General features: G+C 71.5%; 13 protein-coding genes and 1 pseudogene. 11 read left to right on the forward strand and 3 right to left on the reverse strand.

Annotated elements, in window-relative coordinates:
• The 3 genes and pseudogenes from DSC45_RS01110 to truA form a co-directional block, all read left to right on the forward strand.
• Positions 1-153 (forward strand): annotated as a pseudogene (locus DSC45_RS01110) (DNA-directed RNA polymerase subunit alpha); the annotation flags it as partial.
• An 80-nt stretch (positions 154-233) separates the two neighbouring features.
• Positions 234-716, forward strand: coding sequence for a 50S ribosomal protein L17 (gene rplQ, locus DSC45_RS01115; protein ID WP_119286219.1), 483 nt, complete (start codon positions 234-236; stop codon positions 714-716).
• A gap of 110 nt (positions 717-826) precedes the next feature.
• On the forward strand, positions 827-1,681 hold the full coding sequence (gene truA / locus DSC45_RS01120) for a tRNA pseudouridine(38-40) synthase TruA (protein WP_119286220.1): 855 nt from the start codon (positions 827-829) through the stop codon (positions 1,679-1,681).
• On the opposite strand, the gene DSC45_RS01125 is transcribed toward truA, so the two are convergent.
• Positions 1,655-2,605, reverse strand: a complete 951-nt coding sequence (locus tag DSC45_RS01125) for a hypothetical protein (protein WP_119286767.1) — start codon at positions 2,603-2,605, stop codon at positions 1,655-1,657. The two genes, truA and DSC45_RS01125, sit on opposite strands and share 27 nt — an antisense overlap.
• Positions 2,606-2,938: 333 nt before the next feature.
• On the opposite strand from DSC45_RS01125, the gene rplM reads away from it, so the two are divergent.
• From rplM to glmM, 3 genes are all read left to right on the forward strand, one after another.
• Positions 2,939-3,382, forward strand: coding sequence for a 50S ribosomal protein L13 (rplM, locus tag DSC45_RS01130; RefSeq protein WP_119286221.1), 444 nt, complete (start codon positions 2,939-2,941; stop codon positions 3,380-3,382).
• A 42-nt stretch (positions 3,383-3,424) separates the two neighbouring features.
• Complete coding sequence (rpsI, locus tag DSC45_RS01135; RefSeq protein WP_119286222.1) at positions 3,425-3,940, forward strand: 30S ribosomal protein S9; 516 nt, start codon at positions 3,425-3,427, stop codon at positions 3,938-3,940.
• Between the two features lie 172 nt (positions 3,941-4,112).
• Entirely contained in the window at positions 4,113-5,525 is a 1,413-nt protein-coding gene (glmM, locus tag DSC45_RS01140) for a phosphoglucosamine mutase (protein WP_119286223.1), read from the forward strand.
• A 17-nt stretch (positions 5,526-5,542) separates the two neighbouring features.
• On the opposite strand, the gene DSC45_RS01145 is transcribed toward glmM, so the two are convergent.
• Together DSC45_RS01145 and coaA are read right to left on the reverse strand one after the other, a co-directional pair.
• On the reverse strand, positions 5,543-6,505 hold the full coding sequence (locus tag DSC45_RS01145) for a DUF389 domain-containing protein (RefSeq protein ID WP_119286224.1): 963 nt from the start codon (positions 6,503-6,505) through the stop codon (positions 5,543-5,545).
• 97 nt (positions 6,506-6,602) lie between these two features.
• Complete coding sequence (coaA, locus tag DSC45_RS01150; RefSeq protein WP_119286769.1) at positions 6,603-7,589, reverse strand: type I pantothenate kinase; 987 nt, start codon at positions 7,587-7,589, stop codon at positions 6,603-6,605.
• 193 nt (positions 7,590-7,782) lie between these two features.
• Here coaA and DSC45_RS35585 point away from each other — a divergent pair, with 193 nt between their 5' ends.
• The 5 genes from DSC45_RS35585 (at position 7,783) to alr (ending at position 13,203) form a co-directional block, all read left to right on the forward strand.
• Entirely contained in the window at positions 7,783-8,070 is a 288-nt protein-coding gene (locus DSC45_RS35585) for a hypothetical protein (protein WP_162929069.1), read from the forward strand.
• A 140-nt stretch (positions 8,071-8,210) separates the two neighbouring features.
• Positions 8,211-10,058, forward strand: coding sequence for a glutamine--fructose-6-phosphate transaminase (isomerizing) (gene glmS / locus DSC45_RS01155; RefSeq protein WP_119286225.1), 1,848 nt, complete (start codon positions 8,211-8,213; stop codon positions 10,056-10,058).
• Positions 10,055-10,423, forward strand: a complete 369-nt coding sequence (locus DSC45_RS01160; RefSeq protein ID WP_119286226.1) for a holo-ACP synthase — start codon at positions 10,055-10,057, stop codon at positions 10,421-10,423. The genes glmS and DSC45_RS01160 overlap by 4 nt, the downstream gene beginning before the upstream one ends.
• Before the next feature lie 43 nt (positions 10,424-10,466).
• A complete protein-coding gene (locus DSC45_RS01165) occupies positions 10,467-11,933 on the forward strand; it encodes an NAD(P)H-hydrate dehydratase (RefSeq protein WP_119286227.1) in 1,467 nt (488 codons plus the stop codon).
• Positions 11,934-12,057: 124 nt separating this feature from the next.
• Positions 12,058-13,203, forward strand: a complete 1,146-nt coding sequence (gene alr, locus DSC45_RS01170; RefSeq protein ID WP_119286228.1) for an alanine racemase — start codon at positions 12,058-12,060, stop codon at positions 13,201-13,203.
• Positions 13,204-13,353: the final 150 nt, after the last annotated feature.

Consider the following 13,353-nt stretch of genomic DNA (forward strand, 5'->3'; position numbering starts at 1 on the left):
GCGAAGTCGATCGACGAGGTCAAGGCGAAGCTGGCCGGTATGGGCCTGGCGCTGAAGGACTCGCCTCCCGGCTTCGACCCGACCGCCGCTGCCGACGCGTTCGGCGCGGACGACGACGCGGACGCCGGTTTCGTGGAGACCGAGCAGTACTGAGAACCTCCGGCGGACAACTGTTCGTCGGGAACTGACCCCGGTACCTGATACGGCCGGGGCAGCACACAAGGAGAAACACCATGCCGAAGCCCGCCAAGGGCGCCCGTATGGGCGGCAGCGCTGCGCACGAGCGGCACCTGCTGGCGAACCTCGCCAAGGCGCTGTTCGAGCACGGCCGGATCACCACGACCGAGGCCAAGGCGCGTCGTCTGCGCCCCTACGCCGAGCGTCTGGTCACCAAGGCCAAGAAGGGCGACATCCACAACCGTCGCCAGGTCCTGCAGGTCATCACCGACAAGAGCATCGTGCACACGCTCTTCACGGAGATCGGCCCGCGGTACGAGAACCGCCCGGGTGGCTACACCCGTATCACCAAGATCGGTAACCGTCGTGGCGACAACGCTCCCATGGCCGTCATCGAGCTGGTGGAGGCCCTGACCGTGCAGCAGAACGCTGTCGGCGAGGCCGAGGCCGCGACGAAGCGCGCGGTGAAGGAAGACGCCCTCAAGAAGGACGAGGACGCCAAGCCGGCCGAGGCCGCCGAGGAGTCCAAGGACGCCTGAGCCCAGCGACGGCTGTTCACGGCGGGCCCGTATCCCTTCGGGGGTGCGGGCCCGTCGTACGTCGGGGGAGCCGGCGTACGGGAGAAAGACCGCACAAGGAGGAACGTCCGGTGTCGGACGAGGTGGAGCCCGGTCTCGTACGGGTACGGCTGGATCTTTCCTACGACGGGAAGGACTTCTCGGGCTGGGCGAAGCAGCGCCAGGGGCAGCGGACCGTGCAGGGGGAGATCGAGAGCGCGCTGCGGACCGTGACCCGGTCGGAGCGGACCTTCGAGCTGACCGTCGCGGGCCGTACGGACTCCGGGGTGCACGCGCGCGGGCAGGTGGCGCACGTCGATCTGCCGGTGGACGTCTGGGCCGAGCACCGGGAGAAGCTGCTGCGGCGGCTTGCCGGGCGGCTTCCGCACGACGTTCGGGTGTGGCGGGCCGAGGAGGCGCCGACGGGGTTCAACGCCCGGTTCTCGGCGGTGTGGCGGCGCTACGCGTATCGCGTGACCGACGATCCGGGCGGGGTCGATCCGCTGCTGCGGTCCCATGTCCTGTGGCACGACTGGCCGTTGGACGTCGAGGCGATGAACGCGGCGTCCGTCGGGCTGCTCGGTGAGCACGACTTCGCCGCGTACTGCAAGCGGCGCGAGGGTGCCACCACGATCCGTACGCTGCAGCGCCTCGACTGGGAGCGCGGCGCGGACGGCATCATGACGGCGACCGTGCGGGCCGACGCCTTCTGCCACAACATGGTGCGCTCGCTCGTCGGGGCGCTGCTGTTCGTCGGTGACGGGCACCGCGGTGTGGACTGGCCCGCGAAGGTGCTGGCCGCGGGCGTACGGGATTCGGCCGTGCATGTCGTACGGCCGCACGGGCTCACCCTGGAGGAAGTCGGTTACCCCGCCGACGAGTTGCTGGCCGCGCGGAGCCGTGAGGCACGCAACAAGCGGTCACTGGGAGAAGCCGGCTGCTGCTGAGGCCTGCGCCTCGCCGCGGCGGTGGATCTGCCGGAAGGCGAGCTCGGCGATGTCGTTGCCCGCGGCGACCGCCTTCTCGTCCTTGCCGGTGACGTCCTTGCCGTCGGTGTGGCCGGTGACCGTGAAGTAGGCATACCTGCCGTAGGCGTTGGCGGTGGTGCGGCAGACGGCGGTCTTGCAGAACTCGGGGACGCCCGCACCGGCGAGTGGCTGGATGTTGCCCTTGCCGACCTGGTCCTTGGCCTTGGTCGCCACCTTGTCGGTCTCGAAGACCGCGACGCCGACCGTGACGGCGAGACCGTCCTTGCGGTACGTGGTGCGGATGACCTGTTCGCAGTTGTTCTTGGTGAGGACGGAGCCGAGTGCGCCCTTGGTGGCCGAGTCGCACTCCTTGGTGCGTGCGGCCTTGCCCTTCTTGTAGACGCTTTCTCCCTTGGTGTACTGGGTGCCGGGGAAGAGGCTGTCCGGGCTGAGCGGGGCCTTGTCCTTCTTGGCGCTGGATATGTAGTCCTTCGGGTCCGGCGGCGGCGGGGGAGCCGCTTCGGGGAAGGACGGGTCGGGCGAGGCCGTGTTGCTCGGCAGGGTCTCTGAGGCGGGCAGTTCGCCGGACGGCTTGTTCGCCTCTGTGTCGCTGTTGGCCGAGACGACGGCGAACGCGACGACGGAGGCGACCACGACGGTGGCGAGCGCGCCGCCGCCGATCATCAGCCAGCGCCGGCGCCGCGCCCTGGCCTCGGAGGCCTCGGCGAGCGCGGCCCAGTCGGGGGTGGGCCCGCTCGGGGCCTGGCCCGGGAGCTGGCCGGGGGACTGCCCCTGGTGCGGTCCCTGGCCCGTGCCCGGCGTCTGCTGCGCGGAGCCCCAACCGGTGGGTGTCTGCTGCGGTTCCCTGGGGTCCCAGTTCGGTCCCCCCTGCCCAAAGCTCATGGCTGGCATCTTAGGCCGAACGGGTAAGCTGGGAAGCGGCAGATCCGTCGTAGGCGGAGGAGTCGGCGGTGCCGGTCTCCAGAGCCGCGTTTTGACCCGTCCGGGGCCGCGCGGGTATTCTGCCTGTTCGTTATGTGTATTGGCTTTCTCATTCTCACGTGAGGGGCCCTTACACCGGTCCACCGGGCCGATGACCAGCGGCAGGACTCGGTTGCGTCACCGATGTCCGCCAAGGCTGTCGTACATCGTCCGTGGTGGCCTTGTCAGGACCCCGTCCCCATGGCCCTTCCGGGCCGGGGGAAAACCATCACTGAAGAAGCGAAGGCTACGACCGTGCGTACGTACAGCCCCAAGCCCGGCGATGTGACGCGCCAGTGGCACGTCATCGACGCCCAGGACATCGTCCTCGGCCGTCTGGCCACCACTGCTGCCACGCTCCTGCGGGGCAAGCACAAGCCGATCTACGCGCCGCACGTTGACGCTGGTGACTTCGTCATCATCATCAACGCCGACAAGGTGCACCTGTCCGGCAACAAGCGGACCCAGAAGATGGCGTACCGCCACTCCGGTTACCCGGGTGGTCTGCGTTCCGTCCGCTACGACGAGCTGCTCGACAAGAACCCCGAGAAGGCCGTGGAGAAGGCCGTCAAGGGCATGCTCCCCAAGAACACCCTGGGCCGTCAGATGCTCTCCAAGCTGAAGGTCTACTCGGGCGACACGCACCCGCACGCTGCCCAGCAGCCGGTGCCGTTCGAGATCACCCAGGTCGCGCAGTAAGTCCGGCCACCCCCTAAGACGAATAAGAATCTGAGGAGAATCGTGGCCGAGACCACCGTTGAGCAGCCCGTTGAGGAAACTGCCGACGTCGAGCAGTACACCACCGAGTCCGAGGTCCCCGTCGAGGGCGAGTTCACCTCGGAGGAGCTGAGCTCCCGCTTCGGCGACCCCCAGCCGGCCGCCGGCCTGGGTCGTCGCAAGAACGCCATCGCCCGCGTCCGGATCATCCCGGGCACCGGCAAGTGGAAGATCAATGGCCGCACCCTTGAGGAGTACTTCCCCAACAAGGTTCACCAGCAGGAAGTCAACGAGCCCTTCAAGGTGCTCGAGCTCGACGACCGTTACGACGTCGTCGCCCGCATCGCCGGCGGCGGTGTCTCGGGTCAGGCCGGCGCGCTGCGCCTCGGCGTGGCCCGCGCGCTGAACGAGGCGGACGCGGACAACAACCGCGGCGCCCTGAAGAAGGCCGGATTCCTGACGCGTGACGACCGTGCGGTCGAGCGCAAGAAGGCCGGTCTCAAGAAGGCCCGTAAGGCTCCGCAGTACAGCAAGCGTTGATCGCTGCCTGCGCAGTGGCTTGATCGTTCGACCGTTCGCCCCGGCGGCACGCTGTGTGCTGCCGGGGCGTTCGTGTTATCAACCGCCGTGGGCGTATAACGACAACACGCGCTCAGCGGCTTGCATGTTCGGAAAGCATTCCGACGGCTTCTGACAGGTTCGGAGGACACCAGTGGGACGACTCTTCGGCACGGACGGCGTGCGCGGTGTCGCCAATGCGGATCTCACGGCCGAGCTGGCGCTCGGTCTGTCCGTGGCGGCGGCGCATGTTCTCGCGGAAGAGAGTTCGGGGCCGAGCCACGTCAGACTGGGATGGCAGCCGAGTGACGGGCGCACGCCGACGTCCGAGGGGCAGCGGGCTGTCGCGGTGGTCGGCCGGGACCCGCGTGCGTCCGGGGAGTTCCTCGAGGCCGCGGTGGTCGCGGGCCTGGCGAGCGCGGGCGTGGACGTACTGCGCGTCGGAGTACTGCCCACACCGGCCGTCGCGTACCTCACCGGGGCGCTCGGCGCGGATCTCGGTGTGATGCTCTCGGCCAGCCACAACGCCATGCCGGACAACGGCGTCAAGTTCTTCGCGCGCGGCGGTCACAAGCTCGCCGACGAGCTGGAGGACCGTATCGAGGCCGTGTACGAGGAGCACCGCACCGGTGCCCCCTGGAGCCGTCCGACGGGCGCGGGGGTGGGCCGGGTGCGTACCTACGACGAGGGCTTCGACCAGTACGTGGCGCACCTCATCGGCGTACTGCCCAACCGGCTGGACGGTCTGCGGATCGTGCTGGACGAGGCGCACGGTGCCGCCTCCCGGGTCTCGCCCGAGGCGTTCGCGCGGGCCGGTGCCGACGTGGTGACGATCGGAGCCGACCCGGACGGCCTGAACATCAACGACGGCTGCGGCTCGACCCACCTGGACCTGCTGAAGGAGGCCGTGGTCGAGCACGGCGCCGACCTCGGCATCGCGCACGACGGGGACGCCGACCGCTGCCTGGCCGTGGACGCCGCCGGTCAGGAGATCGACGGCGACCAGATCCTCGCGGTGCTCGCGCTCGCCATGCGGGAACGGGGCGCGCTGCGCAAGGACACCGTGGTCGCGACGGTCATGTCGAACCTGGGCTTCCGGCTCGCCATGGAGCGCGAGGGCGTGCAGTTCGTGGCGACCGCGGTCGGCGACCGCTATGTGCTGGAGGCCATGAAGCAAGACGGCTTCGCGCTCGGCGGCGAGCAGTCCGGGCACGTGATCATCCTCGACCACGCGACGACCGGTGACGGCACGCTGACCGGTCTGATGCTGGCCGCGCGGATGGCCGAGACCGGGCGCAGCCTGGCCGACCTCGCCGGTGTCATGCGGCGCCTTCCGCAGGTTCTGGTCAATGTGCCCGACGTGGACAAGTCACGGGTGGACACCTCCGGCGAGCTGGCCGCGGCGGTCACTGCCGCGGAGCGTGAACTGGGCGCCACCGGGCGGGTGTTGCTGCGGTCCTCCGGGACCGAGCCGCTGGTGCGGGTGATGGTCGAGGCGGCCGACATCGACCAGGCGCGTGCGGTGGCCGAGCGGCTCGCCGACGTGGTGAAGTCGGCGCTGGGCTGAGGCGTACCGGCAGGTGTTCAAGTACGTGACGCGGGGCGGGCCTTCGGGCCGGCCCCGCGTTCGCGTTGCCGGGACCAGTAGGCCTTCTGGGCGAGCAGGGTGAGGGTGCCGGCGAGGACGATACTGCCGAGGTTGGCCAGGAGTTGGGCGGCCGAGCCCCAGGTCTGGTCGTAGTCCTGGTAGCTCAGGGCGACCGCGGCGTTGGAGGCGGCGGGGACCGTGGTCACGGAGATCGCGACGCCGATCAGGGCGGCCGACTTCGCCGAGGTCAGGGACAGGGTGCCGGCCACGCCGGCCAGGAACGCCACCACGAACGACAGCCAGTCGGGCTGCCAGATGAACCCGGTGTTGGGCCGCTCGGCCTCCACCATGGCGCGGCTGAACAGGCCCAACTCGTCGAGCAGCGCGGCGAATCCGGTGGTCAGGACCATCGCCACGGCGAACCCGGCGAGCAGTGCGACGAGCGAGCGGTGCACGAGGCGTGGGGCCCGCTGCACCACCGCGGTGCAGATCCCGGCGAGCGGGCCGAACTCCGGGCCCACGGCCATCGCGCCGACGATCAGGACGGCGTTGTCCAGCATCACGCCGATGGCCGCGAGCATGGTGGCGATGGACAGGAACGCCACGTAGGTGACGCTGAGGGTCGATTCCTCGTGGGTGGCTTCGGTGAGTTCCTCCCACAGGACGGCGTCGGCGGGTTCGCCGGGGGCGTCCCGCTCGGCGCGGTCGGCCGTTCTGGAGAGGGTCAGTTCGACCGGTTCGACGGTGATCGCACCGCGGTCGTCGATGCCGAGGGTGTGCAGCGAGCCGATCAGGCCGTCGGCCGCTTCGCGCGCGACGTCGCACTCGACGACGTCGCCGGCGGGGGCCCGGGCGGCTCCTGGGACGACCAGCAGGTGGGTGGCGCCGACCGTCTCGCCGATCTGCCGGACCGCGGCGTCGGTCAGGTCAGGTGGCGTGATCAGGCGCAGATGCAGCATGCGGGCAGAGTAGAGAGCGCTCTGTCCGGGCGGGGCGGGCGGCACGCGCGCGTGGACGACGATTTCCGGGGCGGCGGACGTACGTGCCCGGAAGGGGTCAGAGCTTGCGCAGGCGCAGGCGCTGGACCTTGTGGTCGGCGCCCTTGCGGACCACGAGGGTGGCGCGGCCGCGGGTCGGGGCGACGTTCTGCAGCAGGTTCGGCTTGTTGATGGTGTGCCACATGGTGCGGGCGTACTCCAGGGCCTCGTCCTCGCTCACCCGGGTGTGCCGGTGGAAGTACGAGTCGGGGTCCTGGAAGGCGGTCTGGCGGAGCTTCTTGAAGCGGTTGAGGTACCAGCCCTCGATGTCCTCGGGGCGGGCGTCGACGTACACACTGAAGTCGAAGTAGTCCGCGAGGCCGACGCGGGTGCGGCCGTCCTTGCCCGGCAGGGCGGGCTGCAGCACGTTCAGGCCCTCGACGATCAGGATGTCGGGGCGGCGGACGGTGAGGCGTTTGCCGGGGACGATGTCGTAGACCAGGTGGGAGTAGACCGGTGCGGTGACCTCCTCCTTGCCGGCCTTCACATCGGCCACGAAGCGGGTCAGGGCGCGGCGGTCGTACGACTCGGGGAAGCCCTTGCGGGAGGTCAGGCCGCGGGCCTTGAGCTCCTTCATGGGCAGCAGGAAGCCGTCGGTGGTGATCAGCTCCACGCGCGGGTGCTCGGGCCAGCGGGCCAGCATCGCGCGCAGCAGCCGGGACACGGTGGACTTGCCGACGGCGACCGAGCCGGCGACGCCTATCACGAAGGGGGTGCCGTGCTGGGTGCCTTGCTCGCCGAGGAAGGTGTTCAGGGCGGCGCGCAGGCCGTCCGTGGAGTTCACGTACAGGTTCAGGAGGCGGGACAGCGGCAGGTAGACGTCCCGCACCTCGTCGAGGTCGATCACGTCGCCGAGACCGCGCAGCCGCTCGAGCTCGTCGGCGGTCAGCGGCAGCGGGGTCTTGTCGCGCAGCGCGCTCCACTCGGCGCGGGTGAGGTCGACGTACGGCGTCGGCTCGGCACGGCGGTGCGGGTGGCCGGGGGTGCTGGGTGGCGACGACAGGATCACTGACTCATTGTCGCTCCTGCCGCCCGGGGACTGCAGGTGGGCTGTCTCACGTGACGCGTGGGTTGCGCCTCGGCCGGGGCGGGAGGGGAGCAGCGACTCCCGTGGTCTGGACCTGCGTGGCGGGCCGGGCTAGCCTCGCCGGGCTACCGGGGCGGAGCCGCCGCGTCCGGCGCCGGTCCGGAGGTGCGCCATGTCCTTACGTCACCGCGTTTTCGCAGGTCGGAGACCCTTCGGTGGTGCGGGTGCGGGTGCGGGTGCGGGTGCGGGTGCGGGTGCGGGTGCGGGTGCCGATGTCGCGGCCGGCTTCGCCGAGCGGGTGCGCGGTGAACTCGTACGCGATCTGCCGGACGACGACCTGGGTGAGGACCTGGAGGACTGCCTCGACCTCTACGAGTGGGGCAGCAAGCCCCGCTGCGAGGAGGTCGAGTATCTGCGCCTGGTCCGCGAGGCACGCGACCGGATGAGCCGCGGCTGGTGACCGCACGTCCCACCCCGCCGGTGCCCGACGGCGCGTGACTCCTGGTGCGCGCGGGTCGCCCGGGACGGCGGCGGGCTCTGCGAGCATGAGATCCGTCAGCAGCCCGGGAGTCACCGGTGAGGCACCGCGAAGGGGTTGGTATGTGCGGAATCGTGGGTTACGTCGGCTCGCAGTCGGCGCTTGACGTCGTACTGGCCGGGCTCAAGCGCCTGGAGTACCGGGGCTACGACTCGGCGGGCGTGGCCGTGCCCGCGGACGGATCGCTCGCCGCCGCCAAGAAGGCCGGCAAGCTGATCAACCTGGAGAAGGAACTCCTGGAGCGGCCGCTGCCGTCAGGCACCACCGGTATCGGCCACACCCGCTGGGCCACCCACGGCGGCCCCACCGACGTCAATGCCCACCCGCACCTGGACCAGGCCGGCCGGGTCGCCGTCGTACACAACGGCATCATCGAGAACTTCGCCGAGCTGCGCTCCGAACTGGCCGACCGCGGCCACCACTTGGCGTCCGAGACCGACACCGAGGTGGTCTCCCATCTGCTCGCCGAGGAGTTCTCCGGCTGCGCGGACCTGGCCGAGGCGATGCGTCTGGTGTGCCGGCGCCTCGAAGGCGCCTTCACCCTGGTCGCGGTGCACGCGGACGAGCCGGACGTGGTGGTCGGAGCGCGGCGGAACTCGCCGCTCGTGGTGGGCGTGGGGGAGGGCGAGTCCTTCCTCGCGTCCGATGTGGCGGCCTTCATCGCGCACACCAGGACCGCGCTCGAGCTCGGCCAGGACCAGGTCGTGGAGCTCCGGCCGGGCGGTGTGACGGTGACCGACTTCGACGGGCGGCCCGCCGACGTCGTCACGTACCACGTGGACTGGGACGTCTCGGCCGCCGAGAAGGGCGGCTACGACTACTTCATGCTCAAGGAGATCGCCGAGCAGCCGAAGGCCGTGGCGGACACCCTGCTCGGCCGGATCGACCGCTCCGGTTCGCTGAGTCTCGACGAGGTGCGGATCCCGGCGGCGGAGCTGCGCGAGGCCGACAAGGTCGTCATCGTGGCCTGCGGTACGGCCTTCCACGCCGGTCTGATCGCCAAGTACGCGATCGAGCACTGGACCCGGATGCCGTGCGAGGTCGAGCTGGCCAGCGAGTTCCGCTACCGGGATCCGATCCTGGACCCGCGCACCCTGGTCGTCGCGATCTCGCAGTCCGGCGAGACCATGGACACCCTGATGGCGCTGCGGCACGCCCGCGAGCAGGGCGCGAAGGTGCTCGCGATCTGCAACACCAACGGCTCGACGATCCCCCGTGAGTCGGACGCCGTCCTCTACACCCACGCGGGCCCGGAGATCGCCGTCGCCTCCACCAAGGCGTTCCTGACCCAGCTGGTCGCCTGCTATCTGGTGGCGCTCTATCTCGGCCAGGTGCGCGGCACCAAGTGGGGCGACGAGATCAGTGCCGTGATCCGCGAACTCTCCGACATCGCCCGCGAGGTGGACCGGGTCCTCGGCACGATGGAGCCGGTACGGGAACTGGCCCGCTCGCTCGCGGACAAGAACACGGTGCTCTTCCTCGGGCGGCACGTGGGTTACCCCGTGGCGCTCGAAGGGGCGCTCAAACTCAAGGAGTTGGCGTACATGCACGCCGAGGGGTTCGCCGCCGGCGAGCTCAAGCACGGTCCGATCGCGCTGATCGAGGAGGACCTGCCCGTCGTGGTGGTGGTGCCGTCGCCGCGCGGCCGTTCCGTGCTGCACGACAAGATCGTGTCGAACATCCAGGAGATCAGGGCCCGTGGTGCGCGGACGATCGTGATCGCCGAGGAGGGGGACGAGGCCGTGGTGCCGTACGCCGACCATCTGATCCGTATCCCGGCGACGCCGACGCTGCTGCAGCCGCTGGTGTCCACCGTTCCGCTGCAGGTCTTCGCCTGCGAGCTGGCGACGGCCCGCGGCAACGAGGTGGACCAGCCGCGCAACCTCGCGAAGTCGGTCACCGTCGAATGATCATCGGGGTGGGGATCGACGTGGCCGAGGTCGAGCGCTTCGGCAGGTCTCTCGAGCGGACCCGGGGGCTGGCCGAACGGCTTTTCGTCGAGGGGGAGTTGCTGCTGCCGAGCGGCGAGCGGCGCGGGACCGCCTCGCTCGCCGCCCGGTTCGCCGCGAAGGAGGCGCTGGCGAAGTCGCTCGGCGCCCCGGCCGGTCTGCTCTGGACCGACGCGGAGGTCTGGGTGGAGGAGAGCGGCCGACCCCGGCTCCGGGTGCGCGGCAGCGTCGCGGCCCGTGCGGAGGAACTGGGCGTACGAGGCTGGCACGTGTCCCTCAGCCATGACGCGGGGATCGCGTCGGCCGTGGTGATCGCGGAGGGCTGAGACCGCCGAGCCCGGCGTCCGCCGATGCGGCAGACTCGGGAGCATGCGTACTGCTTACGGCGTGGACGGGGTGCGGGCGGCCGAGCGGGACCTGATGGCGCGGCTGCCGGAGGGCGCGTTGATGCAGCGGGCGGCGGCCGGGCTGGCCGCCGCGTCCGTCGAACTCCTCGGCAGGGTCTACGGATCCCGGGTCGTGCTGCTCGTCGGCAGCGGTGACAACGGGGGTGACGCGCTGTACGCCGGGGCCCGCCTCGCCCGACGCGGTGCGGGTGTCACGGCCGTGCTCGTCGCGCCCGGGCGGACCCATCCGGGCGGTCTGGCCGCGCTGAGCAGGGCGGGCGGCGCTGTGGTGAACGGCGCTGTGGAGGAGGGCGCAGTGGCGGACGCCGCCCTGCGCGCCGTGGCCCGCGCGCATCTCGTCCTCGACGGCATCGTGGGCATCGGAGGCAAGGGCGGACTGCGGCCGCTCGCCGCCCGGTTGGCCCGCGCCGCACAGGAGTCGAAGGCCTCGGTGCTGGCCGTCGACCTGCCGAGCGGTGTCGAGGCGGACAGCGGTGAGGTGCACGGCGACGCGGTGCGGGCGGATGCGACGGTGACGTTCGGGGCGTACAAGCCCGGTCTGCTGGTGGATCCCGCGCGTGGTCACACGGGCGCGCTGCACCTGGTGCCGATCGGCATCGAACCGGCCGGGCCGCCCGAGCTCGAGGCGCTGCAGTTCGCGGACGTGGCCCGGCTGCTGCCGCGGCCCGAGGCGGAGAGCGACAAGTACCGGCGCGGGGTCGCGGGGATCGCCGCCGGCTCGGCGCAGTACCCCGGTGCGGGAGTGCTCGCGGTGGCCGGTGCGCTGCGCTCCGGTGTCGGCGCGGTGCGCTACGTCGGGACCGCGGGGGCCGAGGTGATCGCCCGCTTCCCGGAGGCGCTGGTGCACGAGGGGCCGCCGTCGAACGCGGGCCGGGTCCAGGCCTGGGTCGTGGGGCCGGGCCTCGGCAGCGGGCAGGACGGCGGACGGCTGGTCGACGATGTGCTCGGTACGGACGTCCCGGTGCTCGTCGACGCGGAGGGTCTGCGGCGCCTCGACCCGGCCGCGGTCCGGGCCCGTACCGCGCCGACGCTGCTCACCCCGCACGCGGGTGAGGCCGCGGCGCTGCTCGGGGTGGCGCGGGCGGAGGTGGAGTCGGCCCGCCTCGCCTCGGTGCGCCGGCTGGCGGCGGAGTTCGGGGCGACGGTGCTGCTCAAGGGGTCGACCACGCTGGTCGCCGCGCCGGCGGACGGGATCCCGGTGCGGGTCAACGCGACGGGCACACCGTGGCTGGCGACGGCGGGCAGCGGCGACGTGCTGTCCGGCCTGGCCGGTGCGCTGCTCGCGGCGGGTCTGGAGCCGCTCGACGCGGCCTCCGTCGCCGCGTATCTGCACGGCCTCGCCGCCCGCCACGCCTCGACCGGCGCACCGGTCGCGGCACAGGACGTCGCCGCCGCGATCCCCGCGGCCTGGCGCGAGGTCCACGGCTGACGGCTCGACGCGGAGGGGCCAAGCGGCTGAACGGCCGGAGGGCTGAGGGGCTGGAGGACTGAGGAGCCGGGACCGGAAACAGGCTGGTCCGGCTCTGTGACCGCCCTCTGAGACACTGGGCGGGATGAACGAGACACCGCCGCGCGTCCGCGCAGAGATCGATCTGGCCGCTCTGCGGGCCAATGTGCGGACCCTGCGCGCCCGGGCACCCCGCTCCGCCTTCATGGCCGTCGTCAAGGCGGACGGGTACGGCCACGGGATGCTCCCGTGCGCCAGGGCCGCCCTGCAGGCGGGCGCGACCTGGCTGGGCACCGCCACCCCCGAGGAGGCGCTCGCCCTGCGCGCGGCCGGTATCGGCCCCGACGAGGCGCGCATCCTGTGCTGGCTGTGGACACCCGGCGGCCCGTGGCGCGCGGCGATCGAGGCGGACGTGGAGGTGTCGGTCAGCGGCCTCTGGGCGCTCGACGAGGTCACCGCCGCGGCCCGCGATTCCGGTCGTACGGCGAAGGTCCAGCTCAAGTGCGACACCGGCCTCGGCCGCAACGGCTGCCAGCTCGCAGACTGGCCGCGGCTCGTCGAGGAGTCCCTGAAGGCCGAGGCGGAGGGCACCGTCCAGGTCACCGGGGTCTGGTCGCACTACGCCTGCGCGGACGAACCGGGCCATCCCTCGATCGCCGCCCAGAGCACCGCCTTCGAGGAGGCGCTGCGGATCGTCGGCGAGGCCGGACTGCGACCCGAGGTCCGGCACATCGCCAACTCGCCCGCGACCCTCACCCTGCCCGACTCGCACTACGACCTGGTGCGCCCCGGCATCGCGATGTACGGCATCTCGCCGTCGCCCGAACTGGGTACCTCCGCCGAGCTCGGCCTGCGCCCCGTGATGACGCTCACCGCCTCGCTCGCGCTGGTCAAGCACGTACCCGCGGACCACGGCGTCAGCTACGGGCACCACTACGTCACACCCCGCGCCACCACCCTCGGCCTGGTCCCGGCCGGATACGGCGACGGCATCCCGCGGCACGCGTCGGGCAGCGGACCGGTGCTCGTGGCGGGGAAGTGGCGCCGTGTGGCGGGTCGCATCGCCATGGACCAGTTCGTCGTCGACCTGGCGGGCGAGGAGCCGGCCGTGGGGGAGCCCGCGGTGCTGTTCGGCCCGGGGGACGGGGGCGAGCCGACGGTGGCGGACTGGGCGCTCGCCGCGGACACCATCGCGTACGAGATCGTGACGCGTATCGGTGCCCGGATCCCGCGCGTCCATGTGAACGGCTGACCGCGAGGAACCGGTGACCGTTGCCCCACTCCGGGGAAGGTGTAACTGTCAACCAGTACCCACGGGGGAAGACGCAACCGTAGACCGGTGCCCGCGCGGCCGGCCACGGAGCCCGACCGGGCACCGGCCTACCGGCCATGCCCCGCAGAC

Origin of the sequence: Streptomyces sp. YIM 130001 (assembly GCF_003574445.1) — a bacterium.
Taxonomy (GTDB): domain Bacteria; phylum Actinomycetota; class Actinomycetes; order Streptomycetales; family Streptomycetaceae; genus Streptomyces.

Coding starts and splice junctions, on each gene's coding strand:
- rplQ (WP_119286219.1), top strand. CDS start 234: ATGCCGAAGCCCGCCAAGGGCGCCCGTATGGGCGGCAGCGCTGCGCAC.
- DSC45_RS01125 (WP_119286767.1), bottom strand. CDS start 2,605: ATGAGCTTTGGGCAGGGGGGACCGAACTGGGACCCCAGGGAACCGCAG.
- DSC45_RS01145 (WP_119286224.1), bottom strand. CDS start 6,505: ATGCTGCATCTGCGCCTGATCACGCCACCTGACCTGACCGACGCCGCG.
- DSC45_RS35585 (WP_162929069.1), top strand. CDS start 7,783: ATGTCCTTACGTCACCGCGTTTTCGCAGGTCGGAGACCCTTCGGTGGT.
- glmS (WP_119286225.1), top strand. CDS start 8,211: ATGTGCGGAATCGTGGGTTACGTCGGCTCGCAGTCGGCGCTTGACGTC.
- DSC45_RS01160 (WP_119286226.1), top strand. CDS start 10,055: ATGATCATCGGGGTGGGGATCGACGTGGCCGAGGTCGAGCGCTTCGGC.
- DSC45_RS01165 (WP_119286227.1), top strand. CDS start 10,467: ATGCGTACTGCTTACGGCGTGGACGGGGTGCGGGCGGCCGAGCGGGAC.
- alr (WP_119286228.1), top strand. CDS start 12,058: ATGAACGAGACACCGCCGCGCGTCCGCGCAGAGATCGATCTGGCCGCT.